The sequence below is a fragment of the Geodermatophilus sp. SYSU D01106 genome (assembly GCF_054049995.1).
Map to the genome: position 1 here is coordinate 91,023 of NZ_JBJGYM010000014.1, position 25,009 is coordinate 116,031.

The 25,009-nt window shown below is 77.6% G+C and carries 25 protein-coding genes; 12 read left to right on the forward strand and 13 right to left on the reverse strand.

Annotated elements, in window-relative coordinates; all coding sequences use genetic code 11:
• Nucleotides 1-5: 5 nt before the first annotated feature.
• The 4 genes from ACI78R_RS15665 to ACI78R_RS15680 are packed head-to-tail and all read left to right on the forward strand — an operon-like array spanning nucleotide 6 to nucleotide 3,687.
• Nucleotides 6-314, forward strand: a complete 309-nt coding sequence (locus ACI78R_RS15665) for a metal-sensing transcriptional repressor (protein ID WP_175562854.1) — start codon at nucleotides 6-8, stop codon at nucleotides 312-314.
• A gap of 24 nt (nucleotides 315-338) precedes the next feature.
• The gene (locus ACI78R_RS15670) at nucleotides 339-548 is read left to right on the forward strand and encodes a heavy-metal-associated domain-containing protein (protein WP_073420391.1); all 210 of its coding nucleotides are present in this window, start codon (nucleotides 339-341) and stop codon (nucleotides 546-548) included.
• A 26-nt stretch (nucleotides 549-574) separates the two neighbouring features.
• On the forward strand, nucleotides 575-1,462 hold the full coding sequence (locus tag ACI78R_RS15675; protein ID WP_457041375.1) for a hypothetical protein: 888 nt from the start codon (nucleotides 575-577) through the stop codon (nucleotides 1,460-1,462).
• 29 nt (nucleotides 1,463-1,491) lie between these two features.
• Nucleotides 1,492-3,687, forward strand: a complete 2,196-nt coding sequence (locus ACI78R_RS15680; RefSeq protein ID WP_457041393.1) for a heavy metal translocating P-type ATPase — start codon at nucleotides 1,492-1,494, stop codon at nucleotides 3,685-3,687.
• A gap of 15 nt (nucleotides 3,688-3,702) precedes the next feature.
• Here ACI78R_RS15680 and ACI78R_RS15685 read toward each other — a convergent pair whose 3' ends face one another.
• Entirely contained in the window at nucleotides 3,703-4,284 is a 582-nt protein-coding gene (locus tag ACI78R_RS15685) for a TetR/AcrR family transcriptional regulator (RefSeq protein ID WP_073420393.1), read from the reverse strand.
• Between the two features lie 64 nt (nucleotides 4,285-4,348).
• On the opposite strand from ACI78R_RS15685, the gene ACI78R_RS15690 reads away from it, so the two are divergent.
• Entirely contained in the window at nucleotides 4,349-5,239 is an 891-nt protein-coding gene (locus ACI78R_RS15690) for an oxidoreductase (RefSeq protein WP_457041376.1), read from the forward strand.
• Between the two features lie 60 nt (nucleotides 5,240-5,299).
• Here the strand turns inward: ACI78R_RS15690 and ACI78R_RS15695 are convergent, their stop codons facing one another.
• The gene (locus ACI78R_RS15695; RefSeq protein ID WP_457041377.1) at nucleotides 5,300-6,229 is read right to left on the reverse strand and encodes a M56 family metallopeptidase; all 930 of its coding nucleotides are present in this window, start codon (nucleotides 6,227-6,229) and stop codon (nucleotides 5,300-5,302) included.
• 15 nt (nucleotides 6,230-6,244) lie between these two features.
• A complete protein-coding gene (locus ACI78R_RS15700) occupies nucleotides 6,245-6,607 on the reverse strand; it encodes a BlaI/MecI/CopY family transcriptional regulator (RefSeq protein WP_073420396.1) in 363 nt (120 codons plus the stop codon).
• Nucleotides 6,608-6,779: 172 nt separating this feature from the next.
• Between ACI78R_RS15700 and ACI78R_RS15705 the strand changes: the two genes are divergently transcribed.
• The 3 genes from ACI78R_RS15705 to cydC are packed head-to-tail and all read left to right on the forward strand — an operon-like array spanning nucleotide 6,780 to nucleotide 12,775.
• Complete coding sequence (locus ACI78R_RS15705) at nucleotides 6,780-8,348, forward strand: cytochrome ubiquinol oxidase subunit I (RefSeq protein ID WP_457041378.1); 1,569 nt, start codon at nucleotides 6,780-6,782, stop codon at nucleotides 8,346-8,348.
• A gap of 12 nt (nucleotides 8,349-8,360) precedes the next feature.
• On the forward strand, nucleotides 8,361-9,380 hold the full coding sequence (gene cydB / locus ACI78R_RS15710) for a cytochrome d ubiquinol oxidase subunit II (protein ID WP_457041379.1): 1,020 nt from the start codon (nucleotides 8,361-8,363) through the stop codon (nucleotides 9,378-9,380).
• Nucleotides 9,380-12,775, forward strand: coding sequence for a thiol reductant ABC exporter subunit CydC (cydC, locus tag ACI78R_RS15715; protein ID WP_457041380.1), 3,396 nt, complete (start codon nucleotides 9,380-9,382; stop codon nucleotides 12,773-12,775). Before cydB ends, cydC begins: the two co-directional genes overlap by 1 nt.
• Here the strand turns inward: cydC and ACI78R_RS15720 are convergent.
• From ACI78R_RS15720 to ACI78R_RS15740, 5 genes are all read right to left on the reverse strand, one after another.
• Nucleotides 12,768-13,415, reverse strand: a complete 648-nt coding sequence (locus tag ACI78R_RS15720; protein ID WP_457041381.1) for a response regulator — start codon at nucleotides 13,413-13,415, stop codon at nucleotides 12,768-12,770. The two genes, cydC and ACI78R_RS15720, sit on opposite strands and share 8 nt — an antisense overlap.
• The gene (locus ACI78R_RS15725; protein WP_457041382.1) at nucleotides 13,412-14,620 is read right to left on the reverse strand and encodes a sensor histidine kinase; all 1,209 of its coding nucleotides are present in this window, start codon (nucleotides 14,618-14,620) and stop codon (nucleotides 13,412-13,414) included. The genes ACI78R_RS15720 and ACI78R_RS15725 overlap by 4 nt, the downstream gene beginning before the upstream one ends.
• 26 nt (nucleotides 14,621-14,646) lie before the next feature.
• Complete coding sequence (locus tag ACI78R_RS15730; protein ID WP_457041383.1) at nucleotides 14,647-15,822, reverse strand: hypothetical protein; 1,176 nt, start codon at nucleotides 15,820-15,822, stop codon at nucleotides 14,647-14,649.
• A 121-nt stretch (nucleotides 15,823-15,943) separates the two neighbouring features.
• On the reverse strand, nucleotides 15,944-16,213 hold the full coding sequence (locus ACI78R_RS15735; RefSeq protein ID WP_073420400.1) for a hypothetical protein: 270 nt from the start codon (nucleotides 16,211-16,213) through the stop codon (nucleotides 15,944-15,946).
• Between the two features lie 152 nt (nucleotides 16,214-16,365).
• The gene (locus ACI78R_RS15740; RefSeq protein WP_457041384.1) at nucleotides 16,366-17,007 is read right to left on the reverse strand and encodes a hypothetical protein; all 642 of its coding nucleotides are present in this window, start codon (nucleotides 17,005-17,007) and stop codon (nucleotides 16,366-16,368) included.
• Between the two features lie 40 nt (nucleotides 17,008-17,047).
• Between ACI78R_RS15740 and ACI78R_RS15745 the strand changes: the two genes are divergently transcribed.
• The 3 genes from ACI78R_RS15745 to ACI78R_RS15755 all read left to right on the forward strand — a co-directional run bounded on the left by ACI78R_RS15745 (nucleotide 17,048) and on the right by ACI78R_RS15755 (nucleotide 19,148).
• Nucleotides 17,048-17,302, forward strand: coding sequence for a hypothetical protein (locus ACI78R_RS15745; protein WP_457041385.1), 255 nt, complete (start codon nucleotides 17,048-17,050; stop codon nucleotides 17,300-17,302).
• Between the two features lie 29 nt (nucleotides 17,303-17,331).
• Complete coding sequence (locus ACI78R_RS15750) at nucleotides 17,332-18,621, forward strand: PP2C family protein-serine/threonine phosphatase (protein ID WP_457041386.1); 1,290 nt, start codon at nucleotides 17,332-17,334, stop codon at nucleotides 18,619-18,621.
• 134 nt (nucleotides 18,622-18,755) lie between these two features.
• Complete coding sequence (locus tag ACI78R_RS15755) at nucleotides 18,756-19,148, forward strand: nuclear transport factor 2 family protein (protein ID WP_457041387.1); 393 nt, start codon at nucleotides 18,756-18,758, stop codon at nucleotides 19,146-19,148.
• Between the two features lie 2 nt (nucleotides 19,149-19,150).
• Here ACI78R_RS15755 and eutC read toward each other — a convergent pair whose 3' ends face one another.
• From eutC to ACI78R_RS15780, 5 genes are all read right to left on the reverse strand, one after another.
• Nucleotides 19,151-19,885 carry an ethanolamine ammonia-lyase subunit EutC gene (gene eutC / locus ACI78R_RS15760; protein ID WP_457041388.1) on the reverse strand — a complete coding sequence of 245 codons (735 nt, stop codon included), beginning with the start codon at nucleotides 19,883-19,885 and terminating at the stop codon, nucleotides 19,151-19,153.
• Nucleotides 19,882-21,294 carry an ethanolamine ammonia-lyase subunit EutB gene (locus ACI78R_RS15765; RefSeq protein WP_073420405.1) on the reverse strand — a complete coding sequence of 471 codons (1,413 nt, stop codon included), beginning with the start codon at nucleotides 21,292-21,294 and terminating at the stop codon, nucleotides 19,882-19,884. The genes eutC and ACI78R_RS15765 overlap by 4 nt, the downstream gene beginning before the upstream one ends.
• Nucleotides 21,291-22,760: an ethanolamine permease gene (eat, locus tag ACI78R_RS15770; protein ID WP_457041389.1), complete on the reverse strand. Its 1,470-nt coding sequence runs from the start codon at nucleotides 22,758-22,760 to the stop codon at nucleotides 21,291-21,293. The genes ACI78R_RS15765 and eat overlap by 4 nt, the downstream gene beginning before the upstream one ends.
• 112 nt (nucleotides 22,761-22,872) lie before the next feature.
• The gene (locus ACI78R_RS15775) at nucleotides 22,873-23,754 is read right to left on the reverse strand and encodes an SDR family NAD(P)-dependent oxidoreductase (protein ID WP_073420406.1); all 882 of its coding nucleotides are present in this window, start codon (nucleotides 23,752-23,754) and stop codon (nucleotides 22,873-22,875) included.
• Between the two features lie 36 nt (nucleotides 23,755-23,790).
• The gene (locus ACI78R_RS15780) at nucleotides 23,791-24,207 is read right to left on the reverse strand and encodes a hypothetical protein (protein ID WP_457041390.1); all 417 of its coding nucleotides are present in this window, start codon (nucleotides 24,205-24,207) and stop codon (nucleotides 23,791-23,793) included.
• Nucleotides 24,208-24,308: 101 nt separating this feature from the next.
• On the opposite strand from ACI78R_RS15780, the gene ACI78R_RS15785 reads away from it, so the two are divergent.
• Complete coding sequence (locus tag ACI78R_RS15785) at nucleotides 24,309-24,929, forward strand: hypothetical protein (RefSeq protein ID WP_457041391.1); 621 nt, start codon at nucleotides 24,309-24,311, stop codon at nucleotides 24,927-24,929.
• The last annotated feature ends 80 nt before the right edge of the window (nucleotides 24,930-25,009 follow it).

Sequence of the window (25,009 nt, forward strand, 5' to 3'; positions counted from 1 at the left end):
CATCCGTGCCCGACGAGCAGAGCCCCGGTCGCGTCCACGGCTACATCCACCACAAGGACGACCACCTCAAGCGGCTGCGCCGCATCGAGGGACAGGTGCGTGGCCTGCAGCGGATGGTCGAGGACGAGAAGTACTGCATCGACATCCTCACGCAGGTGTCCGCGGTGACCTCGGCCCTGCAGTCGGTCGCCCTCGGCCTGCTCGAGGAGCACCTGGGCCACTGCGTCGCCGAGGCCGTGGCCGCCGGCGGGCCCGAGGCCGACGAGAAGGTCCGCGAGGCCTCCGCCGCCATTGCCCGCCTCGTCCGTTCCTGACCCCACCCCCGCGAGGAGACCACCGTGAGCACCGCCACCTACACCGTCACCGGCATGACCTGCCAGCACTGCGTCGCCTCGGTCACCGAGGAGGTCGGCGAGATCCCCGGCGTCACCGGGGTGCAGGTCGACCTCGCCAGCGGCGGCCTGACCGTCACCAGCGACGCCCCCGTCGACGACGCCGCCGTGCGCGCCGCCGTCGAGGAGGCCGGCTACGAGGTCGCCGCCCGCTGACGCGGGCGCGTCGAGGGGAGATGGCCGTGCGCACCGCCACCCGGGCCGCCGCGACGCTGGGCGTCGCGGCCGCCGTCCTCGGTGCCGGCTGGGGTGCCGGCGCGCTCGCCGGCCCCGTCGACCGCCCCGCCGCGGCGGAGGAGCACGCGGCGGCCGGGGAGCACGGGTCCGCCGAGGGCGGGCACGACGCGGCGCCCGAGGCCGAGGGGCACGACCTCCCCGCCGGGCTCGCCGTCTCCGCGGAGGGCCACACGCTCGACCTCGCCGACGACGCCCTGCCCGCCGGCGACGCCGTCCCGCTGTCGTTCCGCCTGCTCGGGCCCGACGGCGCGCCGGTCACCGCGTACGACACGGTGCACGAGCAGGACCTGCACCTCGTCGTCGTCCGGCGGGACCTCACCGGCTACCAGCACCTGCACCCGGAGCTGTCGCCCGACGGCACCTGGACGACGCCGGTCGCGCTGACGCCGGGCTCGTGGCGGGTGCTCGCCGACGCGACGCCGACCGCGCACGGGGAGGGCCTCGTCCTGGGCGCCGACCTCGCCGCCGGCGGCGCGAGCGAGCCGGTGCCGCTGCCCGCCCCGTCGCCGACCGCGGAGGTCGACGGCTACACCGTCACCGTCGCCGGCGACCTCGTCGCCGGGCGCGAGTCGGAGGTCGTGGTGACCGTCGCCCGCGACGGCGTCCCGGTCACCGACCTCCAGCCGTACCTCGGCGCGAACGGCCACCTGGTCGCGCTGCGCGCCGGCGACCTCGGCTACCTGCACGTCCACCCGACGGCCGCCTCCGGCGCGGAGGTCCGGTTCGCCGTCGAGGTGCCCGCGGCCGGGGACCACCGGCTGTTCTTCGACTTCCGGCACGGCGACGTCGTCCGCACCGCCGCCGTGACCGCCACCGCCAGGAGCACCCCGTGACCAGCTCGGTCGAGCTCTCGATCGGCGGGATGACCTGCGCCTCGTGCGCGAACCGCATCGAGCGCAAGCTGAACCGCCTCGACGGCGTCACCGCCACCGTCAACTACGCCACGGAGAAGGCGCGGGTCGACTACGCCGACGGCGTCGTCCCCGAGGACCTCGTCGCCGCCGTGGAGAAGGCCGGCTACACCGCCGCGCTGCCCGCCCCGCCCGCCGAGGCGGCGCACGAGGACGACCCGGACGCGGGGCTGCGGCAGCGCCTGCTCGTCTCCGCCGTCCTCAGCCTGCCGGTCGTGCTGCTCGGGATGGTCCCGGCCCTGCAGTTCGAGTACTGGCAGTGGGCCTCGCTCACCCTCGCCGCCCCGGTGGTCGCGTGGGGCGGCTGGCCGTTCCACCGCGCCGCCTGGACCAACCTGCGGCACGGCGCGGCGACCATGGACACCCTCGTCTCCCTCGGGACCCTCGCCGCGCTCGGCTGGTCGCTGTACGCGCTGTTCCTCGGCACCGCCGGCGAGCCCGGCATGACGCACCCGTTCAGCTTCGCGGTGTCGCGCACCGACGGCGCGGGTGACGTCTACCTCGAGGCCGCCGCCGGGGTGACCACCTTCCTGCTGGCCGGCCGGTACGCCGAGGCGCGCGCCAAGCGGCGGGCGGGCTCGGCGCTGCGCGCCCTGCTGGAGATGGGCGCCCGCGACGTGTCGGTGCTGCGCGGCGGCGCCGAGCAGCGGGTGCCGGTGGACGCGCTCGGCGTCGGCGACCTGTTCGTCGTCCGCCCCGGCGAGCGGGTGGCCACCGACGGCGAGGTGGTCGAGGGCTCCTCGGCCGTCGACGCCTCGATGCTCACCGGCGAGCCGGTGCCGGTGGAGGTGGGCCCGGGCGACGCCGTCGTCGGGGCCACCGTGAACGCCGGCGGGCGGCTGGTCGTGCGGGCCACCCGCGTCGGCGCGGACACCCAGCTCGCGCAGATGGCCCGCCTGGTCGAGGAGGCGCAGCACGGCAAGGCGCAGGTGCAGCGGCTCGCCGACCGGGTGTCGGCGGTCTTCGTGCCCGTCGTGCTGGCCCTGGCGCTGGCCACGCTCGGCTTCTGGCTGGGCACCGGCGCGGGTCTGGCCGGGGCGTTCCCCGCCGCCGTCGCCGTGCTGATCATCGCCTGCCCGTGCGCGCTGGGGCTGGCCACGCCGACCGCGCTCATGGTCGGCACCGGCCGCGGCGCGCAGCTCGGCATCCTGGTCCGCGGGCCGGAGGTGCTGGAGTCCACCCGCCGGGTCGACACCGTCGTGCTCGACAAGACCGGCACGGTGACCACCGGCCGGATGAGCCTGGTCGACGTCGCCGCCGCCGACGGCGAGGACGACGCCGAGGTGCTCCGCCGGGCCGGCGCGCTCGAGGACGCCTCCGAGCACCCGATCGCCGCGGCCGTCGCCACCGCCGCCCGCGAGCGGCTCGGCGCCCTGCCGGCCGTCACCGGCTTCGCGAACGAGGCCGGCCTCGGCGTGCGCGGCACCGTGGAGGGGACGGCGGTCGTCGTCGGGCGGCCCGCGCTCGTCGGCGCGCTGCCGCCGGAGCTGGCCGCCGCGGTGCAGCGGGCCGACGCCGCCGGGCGCACCGCCGTCGCCGTCGGCTGGGACGGCGCGGTGCGCGGCGTGCTCGTCGTCGCCGACACCGTCAAGCCGACGTCGGCGACCGCCGTGCGGCAGCTCCGCGACCTCGGGCTGCGGCCGGTGCTGCTCACCGGCGACTCGTCGGCGGCCGCCCGCGCCGTCGCAGCGGAGGTGGGCATCGACGACGTCGTCGCCGAGGTGCTGCCGCAGGACAAGGTCGACGCCGTCCGGCGTCTGCAGGCGCAGGGGCGGACGGTGGCGATGGTCGGCGACGGCGTGAACGACGCCGCGGCGCTCGCCCAGGCCGACCTGGGGCTCGCGATGGGCACCGGCACCGACGTGGCGATCCAGGCCAGCGACCTCACCCTGGTGCGCGGCGACCTGCGCGCCGCCGCGGACGCCGTGCGGCTGGCCCGCCGCACGCTCGCGGTCATCAAGGGGAACCTGTTCTGGGCGTTCGCCTACAACGTCGCGGCGATCCCGCTGGCGATGGCGGGCCTGCTCAACCCGATGATCGCGGGCGCGGCGATGGCGCTGAGCTCGGTCTTCGTCGTCACCAACAGCCTGCGGCTGCGGCGGTTCACGCCGCTGCCGGGCAACGCGACGTCCGCCGTCCCCGGGTGACGCGGGGCCGGCCGGTCAGCGCGGCCGGAGTCCGTCGAGCAGCGCGTCGACGGTCTGCACGAGCAGCGCGTCGACGTCCGCGCCGCGGAGCACGCCGCTGACGGAGAGGGCCGCGACCCCGTGCAGGGCGGCCCACAGCGCCGTCGCCAGTTCCCCGGGGTCACCGGCGCGCGCCTCGCCCCGGGCCTGCGCGTCCTCGACCAGGGAGTCCGGCCCGGACAGCCCGGGGCCGTCGTGCGACTCCCCGGCGGCCTTCCCGGCGAACATGAGCTCGAGGAGGGCCGGCTCGGCGGTGGCGAAGCGGACGTAGGCGCGACCGAGCGCGAGCAGCCGGGGGCGCAGCCCGGCGTCGGCTCCCGGGTCGGCCGCGGCCAGGGCGGCGTCGAGCCGCTCCCAGCCCGAACGGGCCAGCGCGCTCAGGAACGCCTGCCGGTCGGGGAAGTGCCGGCTGGGGGCCGCGTGGCTCACCCCGAGGTCACGAGCCAGCGCCCGCAGGGACAGGTCGGCCACCGTGCCGAGCCGCAACCGCTCCGCCGCCCGCTCCAGCAGGGCGGCCCGGAGGTCACCGTGGTGGTAAGGCTGCTCGGGTGCGCGCACGGTGGGGAAGCGTAGTCCGTGTAGGCGTTGCCAACATTGTTGTCGGCGACTACATTCACTCGGCATGACGAACCCCTCGTTCTCCGTCCCCTCCCAGGCCGGCCGCACCGTGGTCGTCACCGGCGCCACCAGCGGGCTGGGCCTGGCCACCGGGCGCGTGCTGGCCGAGAAGGGCGCCCGGGTGGTGCTCGCCGTCCGCGACGTCGCCCGCGGGGAGCGGGCCGCGGCCAGCCTCGCCGGCCGGGTGGAGGTGCGCCGGCTGGACCTCGCCGACCTCGCGTCGGTGCGCGCCTTCGCCGACGGTTGGAGCGGTCCGCTCGACGTCCTGGTCAACAACGCCGGGATCATGATGGTCCCGCAGGGCCGCACCGCCGACGGCTTCGAGCTGCAGTTCGGCACCAACCACCTCGGCCACTTCGCGCTGACCAACCTCCTCCTGCCCTCCCTCACCGACCGGGTGGTCACGGTCTCCTCGACGGCCCACCGGATGGGCGCGATCGACCTCGCCGACCTCAACTGGGAGCGGCGGCCGTACTCGCCCGAGCGGGCATACGGGCAGTCGAAGCTGGCCAACCTGCTGTTCACCCTCGAGCTGCAGCGCAGGCTCACCGCCGCGGGCTCCCCGGTGCGGGCAACGGCGGCACACCCCGGCTGGGCGGCGACCAACCTGCAGAGCCGCACGGAGAACCGGTTCAAGGACGCGGTCATGGCGCTGGGCAACCGGGTGGTCGCCACGTCGAGCGACGAGGGCGCGCAGCCGACGCTGCTCGCCGCCACCGCCGACCTCCCCGGCGGCAGCTACGCCGGCCCGTCCCGGCTGATGGAGACCCGCGGCGCGCCGACGCTGGTCGGCCGCACGCCCGCCGCCAGCGACCCGGAGCTCGCCCGGGCGCTGTGGGCGGCGTCGGCGGAGCTCACCGGCGTCGACTTCCCGGCGGTCCTCCCCACCCGCTGACCGGGGGCCTCCGTAGCGCTTTCGGCCCCTCGGAGGGGACCGAAAGCGCTACAAAGGCCCTCAGAGGGCGGGGAGCAGGAGCAGGACCGTCGGGACGAGCAGGAGCAGCCCCGCGCACAGCAGGGCGGCGGCGCGGGCCACGGCGGACAGGGGCGCCGGCGGGTCGACCAGCCGCAGCACCCGGGCGCCGAGCGCGCCGCCGGCCACCGACAGCGCGCCGCTGGGCACCCCGCCGCCCGCTCCCCCGGCGGCGACCACGATCGCCTGGGCCAGCGTGCGCCGCGGGTCGGGGCCGCGCAGCGAGGCCAGCGCCCGGTCGTCGGCGCGCATCTCCACGAGCTCCCGCACCGCGGCGTGCGCCCGGGCGGCCGCGGGCAGCACCGGCAGCGCCGCCTCCCACGCCACGAACGGCAGCAGGTAGAGGTGGTGGTGCTCGGCCAGGTGCGCCCGCTCGTGCGCGACGACGGCGGCGAGCTGGTCGTCGTCGAGCTCGGCGACCATGCCCGAGGAGAGCACCAGCAGCGGGCGGGCGCCGGGGATGCAGAAGGCGACCGGCGCCGGGTGCTCGAGCAGCCGGGCGTCGGGCGCGGCGGGCGAGGGCCGCACCACCAGCTCGAGCAGCTCGCGGTGCCGGCGGCGGGTGCGGGCGGTGCGCGCCCAGGACAGCGCGAGGACGCCGAGCAGCTCGGCCGCCAGCACGGCGGCGAGGGTCAGGGTGACCCAGTGGTCGCCGCGGACGGGGTCGACGGCGGGGTGCCCGCGCAGCACCGCCCACCCGGCCTCGGGCAGGGAGTGCCCCCAGGGCGCCAGGCCGTGCACGAGCAGCGCGCCGATGATCGACAGGCCACCGGCCAGCCCGATCGCCTGCCAGCAGACCAGCGCCACGAGCGGGTCGCGCCGGGGCCAGCGGGCGCGGCCGAGCAGCGCCGGCACCGGCCAGGCCAGCAGCGCCGCGAGGACCGCCAGCGCCGCGGCGGTCGCGGGCAGCACGTCAGGAGGGACCGGTCAGCGGGCGGCGCCCGGCGCGGTGCCGTCCAGCAGCGCGCGCAGCAGGCGGGCCTCCTCCGGGTCGACCCCGCCGACGAAGCGGGCCAGCACGGCCTGCCGGTCGGCGGACGCGCCGAGCACCTCGTGCATGAGCTCGGCGGCGTGCTGCTCGCGCGTGGCGCGCGGGCGGAACCGGCGCGGACGCGCCTCGTCGTGCTCGACGAAGCCCTTGGCCTCCAGCCGCGACAGCACCGTGTGCACGGTGGTGAGCGCCAGCTCGCGGTCGGCGAGCGCGTCGCGCAGCTCGGCCGCCGCGACCGGCCCGTCGGCCGCCCACAGCACGTCCATGACCGTCCGCTCCAGGTCACCCAGCGACGCCACGACGCCTCCCCTCCTCGTTTCTACCCAGCGTAGAACGCCGGTCCGGGCGGGCGCACGGACCCTGTCGCGCACCTCACCCCGACGCGTTCTACGAGACGTAGAAACGGAGTTCTACGAGGCGTAGAAAGGAGGTGTCGGCACGAGGGTCGAGCCGGCGTGAGGAGCAGGCCCCGTGGACCTCCTGGCCCTGGACACGTTGGACGTCGCCCGCTGGCAGTTCGGCATCACGACCGTCTACCACTTCCTCATGGTCCCGCTGACCATCGGTCTCGGGATCCTGGTCGCGGTCATGCACACCATGTGGGTGCGCACGAGCAGGCCCGAGTGGCTCCGGATGACCCGCTTCTGGGGCAAGGTCTACCTGGTCAACTTCGTGCTCGGCGTGGCCACCGGTCTCGTGCAGGAGTTCCAGTTCGGCCTCGCCTGGAGCGAGTACTCGCGCTTCGTCGGCGACGTCTTCGGCTCGCTGCTGGCGATGGAGGCGCTGCTCGCCTTCTTCCTCGAGTCGACCTTCCTCGGCCTGTGGATCTTCGGCTGGGGCCGCATCCCGAAGCGGCTGCACCTCGCCGCGCTGTGGGCGGCGGTCATCGGCTCGATCGTCAGCGCGTACTTCATCATCGCGGCCAACTCGTGGATGCAGCACCCGGTCGGCGTCACCGTCGGGCCCGACGGCCGTCCGCAGCACGTCGACTTCCTCGCCGTCCTCACCAACAACACGGCGCTGGCCGCGTTCAGCCACGCGATCGTCGCCGCGCTCATGGTCGCGGGTGCCCTGCTCGTCGGGGTGGGTCTCTACCAGCTGCGGAAGCGGAAGCTGGCCGAGGCGCCCACGACCGACGTCGACCACTCGGTGTGGCGCCGCTCGGTGCGGGTGGGCGGCTTCGTGTCGCTGGCCGCGTTCGTCCTCGTCGCCGTCACCGGCGACTGGCAGGGCAAGCTCATGTACCAGCAGCAGCCGCTCAAGATGAGCTCCGCCGAGGCGCTCTGCGAGACCGAGGCCCCGGCACCCTTCTCGATCTTCGCCTGGGCCAAGCTCGGCTCCAACGAGTGCGACGACGTGCACAGCTGGACCGTCCCCGGCCTGCTCTCCTTCCTCGCCCACAGCGACTTCGAGACCGCCGTCCCCGGGGTCAACGAGCTGCAGGAGCAGTACGCCGACGTCTACGGCGAGACCTACCCCGACGACCCGTCGTTCGGCGAGCGCGCCGGCGAGGAGATCGACTACACCCCGGTCCTGGCGGTCACCTACTGGAGCTTCCGGCTCATGATCGGCATGGGCGCGGTGTCGGCCGGTGTCGCGGCCTACGCGCTCTGGTCGACCCGCGGCGGCCGGGTGCCCACCTCACGGGTCGGTGTGTACGGCTCGCTGCTCGCCGTCGGCGCGCCCTTCGTGGCCAACGCGGCCGGCTGGGTGTTCACCGAGATGGGCCGCCAGCCCTTCGTCGTCTACCCGAACCCGGACGTCCCGGTCGGCGAGCAGGTCTACTTCTTCACCGCCCAGGCCGTCTCGCCCGGCGTCACCACCGCGGAGGTCTGGACCTCGCTGGTCAGCCTCGGCGTCCTCTACGGCGCGCTCGCCGTCGTCGAGCTGGTCCTGCTCACCCGGCTCGTCCGCCGGGGCGTGACCACCGGCGACACCACCCCGACGCCGCCCGCCGTGGGCAGCTCGTCCCGGGACGACGACGACCGTCCCGACGGCAGCCCGCGCAGCGACGACGACGTCCTCTCCTTCGCCTACTAGGAGCTCCCTCCCATGGACCTGCAGACCCTGTGGTTCGCCGCCGTCGCGGTGCTGTGGACCGGCTTCCTGCTGCTCGAGGGCTTCGACTTCGGCGTCGCGGCGCTGCTGCCGGTGCTCGGCCGCCGAACCGCCGACCGGCACCTCATGCTGCGCACCATCGGCCCCGTCTGGGACGGCAACGAGGTCTGGCTGGTCACCGCCGTCGGCGCGGTGTTCGCCGCCTTCCCCGGCTGGTACGCCACCTGGCTGCCGGCGCTGTACCTGCCCTTCGTCCTGGTGCTGCTCGGCCTGATCGTGCGGGCGGTGGCCTTCGAGTGGCGGCACCAGTCGCACGACCCGCGGTGGGACGCCACCTGGACGCGCGTCATCACCGGCGGCTCGCTGGTGGCCGCGGCCGGCATCGGCGCCGCGCTCGGCGCCACCACGCTGGGGCTGCCGGTCGACGGCGACGGGACCCGGGTGGGCGGCGCGTTCGCCGGCCTCGGCTGGTCCTCGCTGCTCGGCGCGGCCGCCGTCGTGGCGTACTCGCTGGTGCACGGCGCGCTGTTCCTCGCGCTCAAGACCGACGGCCCGCTGCGGCTGCGGGCGCGCGCGTTCGCGCTCCGCTCCGCGCCGGTGGGCGCGCTGCCGCTGCTGGCGTGGGCGGGGCTCGTGCACCTGCGCTCGGGCACCGTGGTCACCGGCGTGCTGTGGCTGGTCGCCGCGCTGGCCGTCGTCGTCACCTGGACCCGGGTGCGCCTCGACCGCGAGGGGCAGGCCTTCGCCGGCTGGGCCACCGTGCTGCTGGCCTCCGCGGCGACGCTGTTCGGCGCCGCCTTCCCGGTGGTCGTCCCCTCGACCGTCGACCCGGCCTTCGACCTCACCGTCGCGCAGGCCTCGGTCAGTGACTACACGCTGGGCATCATGACGTGGGTGGCCGCGGTCGGTCTGCCGGTGGTGCTGGCCTACCAGGCGTGGACGTACTGGGTGTTCCGCCGGCGCCTCACCGCCGAGCCCCAGCACGACGACGCCGCGGACCCGGTGGCCGCCTGATGGGCCGCCCCCGCGCGGCGGGCCCGGCCCGGGGGCCGCTCGCGCCGCTGGCCGGGGTGCCGGGCGTGCCCGGCGCCCTGGCCCGGGCGGCCGCCGCGGCCCTGGGGTCGACGGCGGGGCTGGTCCTGCTCGCCGCCGGCCTCGCGCACGCCCTCGCCCGCGCCGCCGGGTTCGCCGACGGCGCGCTGAGCGGGCCGCTCGCGCTGGCCGCCGCCGGCGCGGTGCTGCGCGCGGTCGCCGGCACCCTCGGCGAGCGGGCCGCCGCCCGCGACGCCCGCCGCGCCGAGGACGCGCTGCGCCGCTCCCTGCTCGAGCGGCTGGCCGCCTCCCCGGCCGCGGTCGCCGCCGCCGGCGGTCCGGCGCCCGCCGCCGTGCTCGCCACCACCCGGCTCGCCGACCTCGCGCCGGGCCTGGCCGGCTACCTGCCCGCGCTGGCGCAGGCCGCCGTCGTCCCGCCGGTGCTCCTGGTCGTCCTCGCCGCCACCGACCTGCTGTCGGCGGGCCTGGTCGCGGTCACCCTGCCGCTGGTGCCGCTGTTCATGGCGCTGGTCGGCCTCGCCACCCGCGACGGCACCACCGACGCCGCCCGCGCACTCGACCGGCTCGCCGCGCACGTCGCCGAGTTGGTCCGCGGCCTGCCCGTGCTCGTGGGCCTCGGCCGCGCCGCCGAGCAGGTGGCCGCGCTCGCCGAGCTCGGCGAGGCCTCCCGCCGCCGCACGCTGGCCACGCTGCGGCTGGCCTTCCTCTCCGCGCTGGTGCTGGAGCTGATCGCCACGCTGTCGGTGGCGCTGGTCGCGGTGACCGTCGGCCTGCGCCTGGTGCACGGCGACCTCGGCCTCGCCGTCGGGCTCACCGCGCTGCTGCTCGCCCCCGAGGCCTTCGCGCCGCTGCGGGCGCTCGGCACCGCCCACCACGCCGGCGAGGCCGCCACGCTCGCCGCCGCCGAGGCGCGCGCGGTGCTCGCCGCCCCGGCCCCGGCGGGGATCCCGGCCGGCGACGGCGACCCGCGCGGCGCCGACGTCGCCGTCACGGGGCTGACCGTGCGCCACCCCGGCCGCGCGGTGCCCGCCCTGCCGCCGACCGACCTGGCGCTGCGGCCCGGCGAGCTCGTCGTACTGCGCGGCGCCAGCGGCTCGGGCAAGTCGACGCTGCTGGCCGCGCTGACCGGCGCCCTCGACCCGGCCGCGGAGGTCGCCGGCACCGTGACCGGCGTCCCGGCCGGCGGGGTCGCGCTGGTGCCGCAGCACCCGCGGACGACGGCGCCTACCGTCGCCGACGAGCTGCGCCGGCACGCCGCGCCGGTGCCGGGCGTGGACGCCGTCGTCGCCGAGGCCTTCGTCGTGGAGGCGCTGGACCGGGTCGGCGCCACCGCGCTGGCCGGCCGCGACTGCACCACGCTGTCCCCCGGCGAGCTGCAGCGCGTGGCGCTGGCCCGCGCGCTGGTCCGCGTCCGCCGGGGCGCCCGGCTGCTGCTGCTCGACGAGCCGACCGCCCACCTCGACGACGCCGCGGCCGCCCGCGTGGCTGCCGTGCTGGCCGGCCTGCGGGGCACGGTCACCGTCCTGCTGGTCACCCACGACCCGGCGCTGGCCGCGCTCGCCGACCGCACGGGAACCCTCGCGGCGCCCGGCTCCCCCGTCCTCCCCGCCACATCGGCGGTCCCGTCGCCACCGGCGGCCGGAGGCGACCACGTCGCCGATGTGGGCGCCACCCCGCCGGCCGCCACCACCGCCGCAGCCACCACCACCGCCGCAGCCACCACCGCGCTGGGCTGGCCGCGCCGCGCCCTGGTGCGGGCCGTCGCCGCGGGCACCGCCTCGGCCGGCGCCGGCGTCGCGCTCACCGCGCTGTCCGGCTGGCTGATCGTGCGCGCCGCGGAGATGCCGCCCGTGCTCACGCTGCTCGTCGCGATCGTCGGCGTGCGCGCCTCGGGTCTCGGCCGGGCGCTGCTGCGCTGGACCGAGCGGCTCACCGCCCACGACGCCGCCCTGCGCATGGCCGCCGACCTGCGGGTGCGGGTCTGGCGGGCGCTGGCCGCGCAGGGCGTGGCCGCCGACCGGACGCCGGGCAGCGCGCTGGCCCGGGTGGTCGGCGACGTCGGCCTGGTGCAGGACCTGTCGGTGCGCGTGGTGCCGCCGGCGCTGGTGGCGGTCACCGTCCCGGCGCTCACCGTCGCCGTGCTCGCGGTGCTGTCCCCCGCCGCCGCGGGCGCCGTCGCCGTCGTCCTGGCGCTCACCGCCGCGGGCGTGCTGGCTGTGCACCGGCGGGTCGACGCCGGCGCCGCCCGCGCCGAGGGCGCGCTGCGGGTGGCCGCGCTGCGCGACGTCACCACCGCGCTCGAGGGCGCGCCCGACCTCCGCGCGCACGGCCTGGCCGCCGCCACCGCCGCCGACCTCGCCGCGGTCGCGGGCCGCCGCTCGGCGGTCGCGGCCACCGGCGAGCGGGCCGGCGCGCTCGGCACCGGCCTCGTCGTCCTCGGCACCGGCCTGGCCGCCGTGCTCGCCACCGCGGCCGGCGCGGCGGCCGGGGTCACCGGCCCGCTGGTCGCGGTGCTCGGCCTCGCCCCGCTCGCGCTGGCCGAGCCGCTGACCGGCCTGGTCTCGGCGCTGCAGCGGCGCGGCGCGCTCGCCGACGCCCGCGCCCGGCTCGACACCGTCCTCACCGCCCCGGTGCCCGCCGACCCGGCCGACCCGCTGCCCGCCCCCGCGCCGGTCCGCGACCTCGCCGTCACCGGCCTCACCGCCGGCTGGCCCGGTGGCCCGGACGTGCTGCGGGACCTGTCCGCGCGGGCCTCCGCGGACGGCGGCTGGCTGGTCGTGCGCGGGCCCTCCGGCGCCGGCAAGTCGACGTTCCTCGCGGTGCTCCTCGCGGCGCTGCGCCCGCGGGCCGGCGGCTACGCGCTCGGCGGCACCGACACCGCCCGCCTGACCGGCGACGCGGTGCGCTCGCGGACGGCCTGGCTGCCGCAGGAGTCGCACGTGTTCGCCTCCACCATCCGGGCCAACCTCGCGCTGGCGGCACCCCGCGGCGCACTCGCCGGCCCCGACGGCGAGCGGCGGATGGGCGAGACCCTCACCGCCGCCGGCCTCGGCCCGCTGGTGGCCGGCCTGCCCGACGGCCTCGACACCCCCGTCGGCGCCGGCGGCACCGCGCTGTCCGGCGGCGAGCGGCGGCGGCTGGCCGCGGCGCGGGCGCTGCTCGCCGACCGCGACGTCGTGCTGCTCGACGAGCCCACCGCGCACCTCGACCCGTCGACCGCCGCCGCGCTGCTGGCCGACCTGCGCCGCGCCCTTGCCGGCCGGGTGGTCGTCTGCGTGACCCACGACGACGCCGTCGAGCGGCCCGGCGACACGGTGCTGCGGCTCGGCGCGACCGCCCCGGTGCCGGTCAGCTGACGAAGCCCGAGCGGTAGGCCAGCACCACCGCCTGGGTGCGGTCGCGGGCGCCGGTCTTGGCCAGCACCGCGGCCACGTGGCTGCGCACCGTCTCCACCCCGACGACGAGCGCGGCGGCGATCTCGGCGTTGCTGCGGCCGTCGGCCACCAGCCGCAGCACCTCGGCCTCCCGCGCGGTGAGCCGGGACAGCCCCGGCGCGACCGCCGGGTCGGGCGCGCCCGCCTGCCGCCGCACCAGCCGGCGCACCGCGTCGGGGAACAGCAGCGACTCGCCGCGGGCCACCGTGCGGATGCCGTGCAGCACCTCCTCCGGCGTCGACCGCTTGAGCAGGTACCCGTCGGCGCCCGCGGCCAGGGCGTCGACGATCGAGGCGTCGTTGGCGAACGTGGTGAGCACGAGCACCCGCGCCGCCGAGCCGGCCCGCACCAGCGCCCGGGTGGCGGCGATGCCGTCGAGGCCGGGCATGCGCACGTCCATGAGGACGACGTCGGGGGCGGTGCGGCCCACCAGGTCGAGCACCTCCGACCCGTCGCCGGCCTGGCCGACCACCTCCAGGTCGGGCTCGGCGCCGATCACGGCGGCCAGCCCGCTGCGGATCAGCGGCTCGTCGTCGACCAGCGCGACGCGGACGGTGCTCACCGCGCGTGCACCGGCAGCCGGACGTCGAGCACGAACCGCCCGTCGTCGTCGGGGCCGGCCGTGACCGTGCCGCGCAGGTCGCGCACCCGCTCGCGCACCCCGCGCAGCCCGCGCCCGCCCCCCGCGGTGCCCGGCACCGAGCCCGGCGTCGTGTCCACCAGCCGCAGCGCCAGGTCCGCGCCGGCGTCGACCTCCAGCCGGCAGGCCGCGCCGGGCGCGTGCCGCAGCACGTTGGTCAGCCCCTCCTGCACGATCCGGTAGCCGGCGCGGGAGACCACCGCGGGCAGCGCGCCCGGCTCGCCGCCGACGGACACGTCGACCCGGACGCCGGCGTCGCGGGCGGTGGCCAGCAGCGCGTCGAGGTCGCGCAGGTCCGGCGCCGGCGCGGCCGGGCCGCCGGCGTCCTCGCGCAGCAGGCCGAGCACGTGGTCGAGGTCGACCAGCGCCCGCCGCGCGGCGTCCTCGGTCGCCCGGATCGCCGCCTCGGCCGCGGCCGGGTCGCGGGTCATCAGCCGCCGGGCGGCGCCGGCCTGCACGCTGACCAGGCTCAGCGAGTGCCCCACGCTGTCGTGCAGCTCGCGGGCCAGCCGGTCGCGGCCGGCGAGCACGGCCACCGCCGCCTCGGCCGCGGCCAGCCGCTCGGCGGTGGAGCCGGCCAGCAGCCGCGGCGCGAGGACGGCCAGCCCGCGGCCGAGCAGGTCCCCCGCGACGACGGCGGCGACGGCCAGCGCCGCGGCCGCCGCCAGGCGCAGCGCGGGGTCGCCGGGCACCGGCAGGCCGTCGAGGAGCGGGTCGTCCGGGGCGGCGGCCATGACGACCGCCGTCGGCAGCCCCACCACGAGCAGGCCGCCGGCGAGCCCGCCGGCCAGGACGTGCCCGACCAGGAGGACGGCGGTGCGGGCCCGCTGCGCCGCCGTCCCCGAGGGCCCCACCCGGTCGTCGGCGCGGCCGGTGAGCAGCGCCCCGACCGCCACGCCCTCGATGGAGCGGGACTCGGCCAGGGCGCCCAGCGCCGCCACCGGGACGGCCACGACGACGAGGGCCAGGACGACCGCGAGCGGCCCGGGCAGGCCCGCGGTGAGCAGGAGCTGGGCCGGCCAGGCCAGGACGACGCCGACGGCGAGGGCCAGCGCCCCGCCGAGGAGCAGGTACACCCAGCGGTGCAACGACCTGCGCAGCGCCGGCGAGGGGTGGACGCGCACCACGGCGCCATCCTGGCAGGCCGGGCGGCTCACCGGACGCCGCAGACCGGGCAGGTCCCCCGCCGGCGCAGGGCGTAGGCGAGGACCGCCAGCCCCAGCGCCAGTCCCCAGAGCAGGGTGGGGAACAGCAGCAGGAACGACGCCGCGACCGGGTCGCCCGAGCCGAGCCCGGCGATGCCGATGGCCAGCATGGACGGGCCCGACGCGAGCAGGACCACCGCGACGGTGCCGCCGGCGAGCACCGGCACCCGCACCGGCACCGGCCGGCCGCGGAGCACCGGCACCCAGGACGGCCAGACCTCGCCCCACGGCCGGATCAGCCCGAGGGTGGCCACCGCGCCGCCGAGTGCCGCGACGCCGAGCGCCAGCCCGAACAGCCGCAGCGCCGGGTCCGCGCCGTCGGGCAACCCCACGCCCCACGGCGTCAGCCAGGTCATCCGGAGCAGGCCGTAGGGCAGCGGGCAGGCCGCGGCGACCAGCGTCGCGACGCGCCCCCAGCGCGCCGCGGCCTCCGGCCGGGTCCAGGCCGGGCCGGGGCGCCCGCAGGTGCCGCAGACCCCGCGGGCGGCGCGCAGCACCCGCGCGCCGAGCCAGGTGAGGAGCACCGTGCCGCCGAGCAGCAGGGCGAGGTGCCCGCGCGAGGGCAGCTCGCGGGCCAGCGGGTCGCGCAGCTCGCCGGCGAGCCGGGCGACGCTGTCGGGGTCGAGCACGCCGCTGAGCAGGCCCGCGGCCACCACGGCGGCGACGGCGAGCAGCCACGGCCGCGCCCGCCGGCTGCGCACGGCGCCCATCGTGAACACGACGAGGAAGGCGGCGGGGGCGACGATCGCGCACAGGTAGCCCAGCAGCACCAGCACCCGCAGGTCGGCGGTGAGCGCGGCGAGCCCGCCGGCGACGGCGAGGGCCAGCACCGCGGCGCCGGCCGACGGGCGTCCCCGCGCGGCGACCGCCGTCGCGGCCAGCCCGCCGGCGGCGAGGCCCAGCACCAGCCAGGCGGTGAGGTCCGGGGGCAGGACGGTCAGCAGGCCGGCGCCGCCGTTCTCGCCGTCGCCGTCGAGGCCGGGGCGGCTCGCGGGGTCGAGCACCCACCGCAGGCCGAGGGCCAGGTGCAGGACGCTCCACGCCGCGGCGGCCAGGAGCAGGGGACGCGGCGGCCCGCCGGTGCGGGCGGCGGGGGCCAAGGGCGGGGACGCGGTGGCGGGCACGGGGACCTCCCGGGGACGGCCCGGGTGCTCCCGGGCGGACGCCGTCCAGCCTCGGCACGCGCGCGGCCCCGGTGCTCCCCCGCGCGGGGGATCCCGCTCCCCGCCGGAGGGGAGCCCGGCCTCAGCGCGGGGGCACCCGCCGGACCTCGAAGCCGGGGTGCCGCGGCAGCGCCGGGTCGACGACGACGGGCACGCCGGCCGGGTCACCGAGCAGCGGCCGGCCGGCGGCGTCGGGGACGGTGCGCAGGCGCTCGAGCACCTCGGGCCGGACGCGGACCTCCCGGGGCGGCGCGGCGCCGGGCGCCCACGCGACGGCGAGGACGTCGTCGCCGGTGCGCGACCGGGCGGGCGGGGGTGCGAGCGGGCGGGTCGGGAGGGTGGTGGTGACCATGTCGGGCCTCCTGGGCGGGTCCCCGTGCTCTGCGCCCTTCCTACGCCGGGGGTCCGACGGTTCCCGGGGCACCGACCGGAGCGCGCTCGTGCTCTGCACACGGGTGCGCGCAGAGCACGACCCGGCCCGGGACGACCCGGCCGGAGGAGCGGTCAGCCGGCGACGGGGACGTCGACCGGGATCTCGGGCCCGAGCGTGGCGCCCTGCAGCAGCCGCAGGTCGTCGCCGGACCAGAAGCTGCCCGGGTCGTACCAGTTGCGCGGGCGGTCGGCGGGCAACAGGCCCATCGCGGTGTAGGTGGCGGCCACCAGCTCGGCGCAGAACACCGTCTCCGCGGCGGTGCCCCGGCGCAGCCGCCCGTTCACCCAGCCGCGCACCAGCCCCGGCGTCGTCGGGAAGGGCCGGCCGTCGAAGCGGGCGACGGTGCGCAGGACGGCGTCCTCCATCTCGCGGGTCACGCCGCCGTCGTCGGCCGGGCCGACCAGCTGCCGGAGCCACGCGCGCTGCCCGTAGCGCTGCCGCCAGGTGACGACGGCGTCGCGCAGGTCGTGCAACTGCACGCCGCGCTGGTGCTTCCCGGTCCACGCGTCGGGCAGCGAGCGGCCGAGCTCGGCGTGCCAGAGCAGCGGCGGCAGGTCCTCCAGGACGACGGCCATGCCGACGTGGTTGACCGGCGCGTTGGTCAGCGCCCGGATCGCCCGGTCGGCCACCGACGCGCCGCGGAACACCCAGACGTCGCCGGTGCGGGTGAGCTCGACCGCCTCGTCGAGCGGGAGCGCGCGGGGCGGGGTCACGCGGCTACGTTAGGCGACCGTGCGCCCCTCCTCGCGAGCGTTGAAGCTGCTCGGTCTGGCCGGCCTCGCCGGCGTCGCCGCCACCGGCGCGGTGCTGGTGCGCGGCGAGCGGCAGCGGCGGGCGCACACGCCCGACGAGGTGCGCACGCGGCTGCACGAGCGGCACGCCGCCGCGGCCGCCGCCGTCCCGGAGGACGGACCCGCTGACGAGCCGGCGAGCGAGCCGCCCGGCCCGGTACCGGTGCCCGCCCGCCGCCGGTGGGCGGCCCGGCTGCGGCGGCGGCCCGGGGTTTGAGCGCTCCCCGGCGCGCCTAAGGACCCGAGGTGACGACGGGAGACGACGCGTACCGCGCGTTCGGCGACCCCGAGGGGAGGTTCCCGGCGGTCGAGAGCGTGGGCGAGCGGCTGCTCGGCTCCCTGCTCGACCGTGCGCACCTCATCCCGGCCCGCCTCGTCGGCCCGCTGGTGGCGCAGGAGCTCGGCCACGCCGGCATCGACGAGGTGGCGATCCTGCTGCAGGACGTCGACCAGGTGGACCTGCACCCGCTCACCGGGCCGGGGCTGTCGGGCGCGCAGGTGCCCATCGACGGCAGCCCGGCCGGCGACGCCTTCGCCCGGGACGAGGCGGTCGACGAGCCGCTGGACGGCGGGCGGGTGCGGATGCACCTGCCGATGCTCGACGGCTCCGACCGGGTCGGCGTCCTGTCGCTGGTGCTGCACGACCCCACCGAGGCCGACCGGCGGCTCGCCCAGCGCCTCGCCGGCCTGGTCGCCGACCTGGTCGTGACGAAGGACCACTACACCGACACCTTCGCCCGGGTCCGCGAGCGGCGGCCGATGGAGCTGGCCGCGCAGCTGCAGTGGGAGAGCCTGCCGCCGCTGTCGATGACCACCCCGGACGTCGACCTGGCCGGCATCCTGGAGCCCGCCTACGAGGTGGGCGGCGACAGCTTCGACTACGCGCTCGACGAGCACGTCCTGCACCTGGCCGTCTTCGACGCGATGGGTCACGGGCTGACGGCGGCGTCCATGGCCACCCTCGTGCTGGCCGCCTACCGGCACGCCCGGCGCCGCGACCTGCCGCTCACCGACACCTACGCCGAGATGGACCGCGTCGTCGCCGAGGTCTTCCCCGCCCGGTTCGCCACCGGCCAGATCGCCCGGCTCGACACCGACTCCGGGGAGCTGTGCTGGGTCAACGCCGGGCACCCGCCCGCGCTGTGGGTGCGCGACGGGCGCGTGATCGGGGAGCTCACCGGCCGGCCGACCCGCCCCATCGGCTACGGCGGCGCGACCTCCGAGGGGCACACCGTCACCCTCGAGCCCGGCGACCGGGTCCTGTTCTTCACCGACGGCGTCGTCGAGGAGCGGCTCGACGGCGGCGAGCAGTTCGGCGAGGACCGGCTGCGTGAGCTGCTGGAGAAGACGTCGGCCGAGGGCGTGTCGGCGCCGGAGTCGGTGCGCCGGCTGTCGCACGCGCTCAAGGCCGCCCGCGCCGGCCGCACCAGCGACGACGCCTCCCTGCTGCTGGTCGAGTGGAAGCGGCCCCCGCGCGACGACGAGCTGGCGCCCGACATCCCGGAGTCCACGCCCACGGGGTCCAGCAGCCGCTGACGGCGCACGTCCCCACCGGGACGGACGGCGACCGCCACACCGGGCCGCGCGCCCACCCCTCCCCCGCCCGCGGGCCCGGGTCGACACTGCTCCCCGCCGTCCACGGGGGACCCGTCCTCGGGAGGGAGAGCACCGTGACCGAGCACCCCAACGTCATGCGGATGCGCGAGGGCTACGAGGCCTTCGGCAAGGGCGACCTGGAGCGTCTCCGGGAGCTGTGGCACCCGGACATCCGCTGGCACGAGCCCGGCAGCAACCCACTGGCGGGCCACTACACCGGCGTGGACCAGGTCTTCGGGCTCTTCGGCCGGCTGTTCGAGCTCACCGAGGGCAGCTTCCGCGCCGAGGTGCGGGCGACGTTCGCCGACGACACCGACGGCGTCGCGGTCGTCCGGCTCAGCGCACACCGCGGCGACCGGGACATCGACGTGGTCGCCGCCCACCTGTTCCGCTACGAGGACGGCCTCGTCGCGGAGTTCCGGGAGGCGCACACGGACCAGGCCGCCGTCGACGCGTTCTACGGCTGACCTCAGCCGGCCGGGAGCGCCGGGCCCTCGTCCTTGAGCGCGACGCCCGACGCTCCCAGCTCGCGGGCGGCCGACAGCAGCGCGGCCACCGTGTCGGCGGCCTGCGCGTAGGACAGCCCGTGCGGCGGCCGCACGTTGGACACGCAGTTGCGCTCGGAGTCCGCGCGTCCGGGCCGCGGGTCCCAGGTCAGGTAGACGCCGAGGGAGTCCGCCGACGACAGGCCCGGCCGCTCGCCGACCAGCACGAGGACCGCGCGGACACCGAGCGCCTCCCCCACCGCGTCGCCGAGCGCCACCCGCGCCTGGGTGGCCACCACCGGCGGCGCCACCGACCAGCCGCCGAGCCGCTCGCGCAGCGCGGCCACCAGGCCGGGGCCGTGCTCCTGCACCGCGCGCGGGCTGAGCCCGTCGGCGAGCACGAGCGCGAGGTCGGCGCCGGTGCGCGGCAGCGCCGTCCCCTCGGCGGGCACGCGGCCGAGGTCGGGGCGCTGCAGGTAGGTGGCCCGGTCGGGCGCGGCCGACGCCACGGTCAGCACCTCGCCGCCGAGTGCGTCCCGCAGCGCGCCGACGTCGAGCGGTGAGTGCACGGCGTCGCGGGCGGCGGCGTGGGCGGCACGGAACTCCAGCTCCCGGGACGTCGGCAGCGCGTCGCCGGCCCGGCCGAGCGCCACCCGCGCGCGGGTGGCCGACCGCAGCACCGCCCACGGGTCGTCCCCGACCCGCTCGGGCGCGCTCACGACGACGCCGCCGCGAGCAGCGCCCGGGCCGCGGGCGCGTCGGGGGCCAGCTCGCGCACCCGGCCGCCGTCGTCGAGCAGGTCCATCCGCGCCAGCCACGCCTCGAACTCCGGCGCCGGCCGCAGCCCCAGCACCGAGCGGGCGGTGAGCACGTCGGAGAAGGCCAGCGACTGGTAGTGCAGCATCACGTCGTCGGCGCCGGGCACGGCGATGAGGAACGAGCAGCCGGCCGCGCCGAGCAGCAGCATCAGCGAGTCGGTGTCGTCCTCGTCGACCTCGGCGTGGTTCGTGTAGCAGACGTCGACGCCCATGGGCAGGCCGAGCAGCTTGCCGCAGAAGTGGTCCTCCAGCCCGGCGCGCAGCACCTGCTTGCCGTCGTAGAGGTACTCGGGGCCGATGAACCCGACGACGGTGTTGACCAGCAGCGGGTCGAAGTGCCGGGCGACGGCGTAGGCGCGCGCCTCCAGTGTCTGCTGGTCGACCGGCCGCCCGCCGATGCCGAGGTGCGCCCCGGCCGACAGCGCCGACCCCTGCCCGGTCTCGAAGTAGGTGACGTTGTCGCCGACGGTCCCCCGCCCGAGCTCCAGCGCCCCGGCGCGCGCCTCGGCGAGCAGGCCGAGGGTGACGCCGAACCCGCGGTTGGCGCCCTGCGTGCCGGCCACCGACTGGAACACCAGGTCCACCGGCGCCCCCTGCTCGAGCGCCCGCAGCGTGGTGGTCACGTGCGCGAGCACGCACGACTGCGTCGGGATCTCGTAGCGGGTGATCACCGCGTCGACCAGCTCGAGCAGCGCCACCGTGCGGGCCGGTGAGTCGGTGGCCGGGTTGATCCCGATGACCGCGTCGCCCGACCCGTGCAGCAGCCCGTCGAGGATCGAGGCCGTGACGCCGACCGGGTCGTCGGTGGGGTGGTTGGGCTGCAGCCGCGACGCCAGCCGCCCGGGCAGGCCGATCGTGCTGCGCAGCGCCGTCACCACTCGGGTCCGGCGGCCGACGGCGACCAGGTCGGCGTTGCGCATCAGCTTCGACGTCGCGGCCACCATCTCCGGCGTCAGCCCGGGCGCCAGCGCGGAGAGCGCCGCCTCGTCGCCGGCCGCCGTCCAGGCCAGCAGCCGGTCGCGGAACTCCCCGACGGTCAGCGAGGCCACCGGCGCGAACGCCGCGGCGTCGTGGGTGTCCAGGATGAGCCGGGTGACGTCGTCCTCGTCGTAACCGACCACCTGCTCGTCGAGGAAGGTGGCCAGCGGCAGGTCGGCGAGCACCGTCTGCGCGGCCACCCGCTCGGCGGCCGACCCCGCCGCGCAGCCGGCGAGCACGTCACCGGAGCGCGGCGGGGTGGCCTTCGCCATCAGCTCGACCAGGGTCGGGAACTCGTAGGTGTGCCCGCCCAGCGTCACGGTGCGTCTCACCGGACGTCGTCCTCGGCCTCGGCGAGCAGCTCGAACTCCTCCTCCGGCGCCGAGGCCACCAGGTGGTGGCGGCTGTAGAGGGCGAACCAGGCGAGGAAGACGACGTAGGCGGCGAGCGTCCACAGCGCCGCCTCGCGGTCGACGAGGAAGGTGGCGACGACGGCCGCGGCCGCCAGCACCAGCGCGACGCCGGTGGTGAGCGTGCCGCCCGGGGTGCGGTAGGGCCGCGGCAGCAACGGCTCGCGGCGGCGCAGCACGATGTGGCTGACCATCATGAGCACGTAGGAGACCGTCGCCCCGAAGACGGCCATGTTGAGCAGCATCGCGCCCTGGCCGGTCAGCGAGAGGGCGAACCCGATCGCGCCGGGCACCAGCAGCGCGAGCACCGGGGCCTTCCGGGCGTTGGTCACCGACAGCGCCCGCGGCAGGTAGCCGGCGCGGGACAGCGCGAAGGTCTGCCGCGAGTAGGCGTAGATGATCGAGAAGAAGCTCGCGACCAGGCCGAACAGGCCGGCGTAGTTGACCACCCGCGTGAGGCCGTCGGAGACGCCGGCGCCGGCGAGCGCGTCGACCGGCGGGTTCCCCGACCCCGCGATCGCCGCCGAGCCGGCCGCTCCGGGGGTGAAGACGAGCATGAGGATGGCGAGCACGACGAGCACGCCCATCGCCGCGACGATGCCGCGCGGCATCGAGCGGGCGGGGTCGCGGGCCTCCTCGGCGGCCAGCGGCACGCTCTCCACGGCGAGGAAGAACCAGATGGCGAAGGGGAACGCCGCCCAGATGCCGAGCAGGCCGTAGGGCAGGAACGACGACGCCCCGGCCGCGTCGGTGGGCGCGATGTCGAGCAGGTTCCCGGCGTCGAACTGCGGCACGGCGCCGACGAGGAAGACCACCAGCCCGGCGACGGCGACGACGGTGACGGCGAACATCGCCTTGAGCGCCTCGCCGACGCCCATGAGGTGGATGCCGATGAAGAGCGCGTAGACCGCCAGGTAGACCCACCAGCCGTCGGTGATGCCGAACAGGCCGAGCGACTCGACGTAGGCGCCGATGAAGGTGGCGATGGCCGCGGGCGCGATGGCGTACTCGATGAGCACCGCGACGCCGGTGGCGTAGCCGCCCCACGGGCCCAGGGCGCGGCGCGCGAAGGTGTAGCCGCCGCCGGCGGTCGGCAGCGCGGAGCCGAGCTCGGCCAGGCCGAACACCATCGCGGTGTACATGACCGCCATCAGGACGGTGGCGATGAGCAGCCCGCCGAAGCCGCCCTCGGCCAGGCCGAAGTTCCAGCCGGCGTAGTCACCGGAGATGACGGCCGAGACGCCGAGGCCCGCGAGCAGCAGCCAGCCCGCGGTGCCGGTGCGGAGCCTCCGCTTGTCGAGGTAGCCGGCGTCGACGCGCTCGGCCTCCACCCCGGCGTGGTGCCCGGCCCGCGAGGGCGTGGGACGGGCGGTGGGTTCGGCGGTCATGGGCGCTCCCGCGGTCGGCTCCGCCGGACGGCGGAGGGCGCCAGCCTCGACCCGCGGGAACGCCCGGGTCAACGGCCTGCGCCAGCGGCAACAGACCGTTCACGCCGCCGACTCAGGGGATGCCGTGCCAGCGCCCCTTCTCGGCGTTCCCGGCGGGCTTCGACTCGAGGACGTTGCCCGGCGTGGGCTGCGTCCGCTGGTCGTCGGCGAGGGCGAAGACCCGCAGCAGCGGGCCGACGAGCGCGTCGTAGACGGCCGGGAACAGGCGGAACCCGAGGATGACGACGGGGTTGGCGAAGCCGGACTGGACCAGCCGCCGCGGCCGGTCGAGCCGGGCGACGACCGAGCGGGCCACCCGCTCCGGCGAGTAGATGGGGATCGGCGGGCGGCCCTTGAGGCCGATGTAGCTGCCGGCCTGCGAGTAGATGGGGGTGTTGACGCCGCCGGGCGCCACCGCGGAGACGTGGATGCCGGGGACGTCGCGGGTCTCCTGCTGCAGCACCCGGATCATCCCGAGCTGGCCCCACTTGGCGGTGATGTAGCTGCCCATGAGCGGGGTGGCCACCGAGGCCAGCAGGGAGCTGACGATGACCAGGTGGCCCTCGCCCTGGCGGCGGAACTGCGGCAGCACCACCCGGGCCAGGTTCGCGGTGCCGTGCAGCGCGGTGTCCACGACCCGCTCGAAGACCTCCTTGGGCACGTCCTCGACCTTGCCGTAGGCGACCACCTGCGCGGAGTGGACGACGACGTCGAGGCTGCCGAACCGGCGCACGGCGCCGTCGACGGCGGTGCGCAGCGCGTCCTCGTCGAGCACGTCGGCCGGGCAGACGACGACGTCGGCGGCGCCGGCCGCGCGCACCTCGGCGGCGGTCTCATCCAGCGCCTCGCGGCCGCGGGCCAGCAGCACCAGCGACGCGCCCCGCTGGGCGAACAGGCGGGCGGTGGCGCGGCCGATGCCGCTGGAGGCACCGGTGATGAGCACGGACTGGGACATGCGGGGGCGCTCCTCGGCTCGGGGGTCCCGGGCGGCCTACCCGGGTCCGTTGCCCGCCATGCGATCGAGCACCGCGAGCAGCCGGCCCGGGCCGGTGACCTCCGTCCCCTCCGGCAGCCGGGCGCGCAGGCCGCGGTCGGCGGTCACCGCGAGCACCCGGCGGCCGGTGGCGGCCAGCGCGGCGGCCTCCGCGGCGAGGGCGTCGTCGCCGCTGCCGGGCGCCCGCACCAGCCGCAGGCCGTCGGGTGCCGTCACCCCCCGCGCGGCCCCCTCGACCACGACCACCACCTCCTCGACCACCACCTCCTCGACCCCGACCTCCCCGACGTCGAACGGGAGCCCGGCGCGGGCCAGCCGCGCCAGCAGCCGGCCCGTCGCGCCGGCCCGGTCCCGCCACCAGCCGTCGGGACGGGCGCCGACGACGTTGGCCGCGTCGACGAGCAGGACGGTCACGTGCCCCCGATCGGGTGAGCCGGTTCGCGGTGATCATCCGCGGGGTATCCGCAGGTCAGGAGCGCAACGAGTCGAGGATGCGCACGGGACGGGGAGGTCCGATGGCGAGCACCGACGGTACCGGGCACGGGGCGGGCACGACGGCGACCGGCGAGGGGGCGCACGTCACCCGGGGAGCGGCGCGCGACGCCGTCGCCGCCCAGCGCGACCGCTTCGGCGGGATCAAGTGGGGGGCGGCGTTCTTCGGCTGGCTGTCGGCCAACGGCCTGGCGGTGCTGCTGGTCGCGCTGGTGTCGGCGGCCGGCGTGGGCCTCGGCCTCGCGCAGGGTCTCGACAGCGTCGACGAGGCCACCGAGCAGGCCGCGGGCATCGGCCTCGGCGGCGCGGTCGCCGTCGTGGTGGTGCTGTTCCTCGCCTACCTCGCCGGGGGCTACGTGGCCGGGCGGATGGCCCGCTTCGACGGCCCCCGCCAGGGCCTGGCGGTGTGGCTGGTCGGCCTGGTCGTCGTGCTGCTGCTCGCCGTCGCGGGCGCCGTGCTCGGGGCGCAGTACAACGTGCTGCAGCAGCTCGACCTGCCGCGCATCCCCGTCGACGAGGGCACGGCGACCACCGCCGGCCTGGTCACGCTGGCCGCGATCCTGGTGGCCACGCTGGTGGGCGCGCTGCTCGGCGGCGCGCTCGGCACCCGCTACCACCGCCGGGTGGACCGCGCCGGCTTCTGAGGGGCCGGGTCCCGGGGGGGGGGGGGGGGGGGGGGGGGGGGGGGGGGGGGGGGGGGGGGGGGGGGGTGCGGGGGGGGGTC

Excerpts from the sequence above, each read along its gene's own strand:
- ACI78R_RS15680 (WP_457041393.1), top strand. The coding sequence starts at position 1,492 with ATGACCTGCGCCTCGTGCGCGAACCGCATCGAGCGCAAGCTGAACCGC.
- ACI78R_RS15690 (WP_457041376.1), top strand. The coding sequence starts at position 4,349 with ATGACGAACCCCTCGTTCTCCGTCCCCTCCCAGGCCGGCCGCACCGTG.
- cydB (WP_457041379.1), top strand. The coding sequence starts at position 8,361 with ATGGACCTGCAGACCCTGTGGTTCGCCGCCGTCGCGGTGCTGTGGACC.
- cydC (WP_457041380.1), top strand. The coding sequence starts at position 9,380 with ATGGGCCGCCCCCGCGCGGCGGGCCCGGCCCGGGGGCCGCTCGCGCCG.
- ACI78R_RS15735 (WP_073420400.1), bottom strand. The coding sequence starts at position 16,213 with ATGGTCACCACCACCCTCCCGACCCGCCCGCTCGCACCCCCGCCCGCC.
- eat (WP_457041389.1), bottom strand. The coding sequence starts at position 22,760 with ATGACCGCCGAACCCACCGCCCGTCCCACGCCCTCGCGGGCCGGGCAC.
- ACI78R_RS15775 (WP_073420406.1), bottom strand. The coding sequence starts at position 23,754 with ATGTCCCAGTCCGTGCTCATCACCGGTGCCTCCAGCGGCATCGGCCGC.
- ACI78R_RS15785 (WP_457041391.1), top strand. The coding sequence starts at position 24,309 with ATGGCGAGCACCGACGGTACCGGGCACGGGGCGGGCACGACGGCGACC.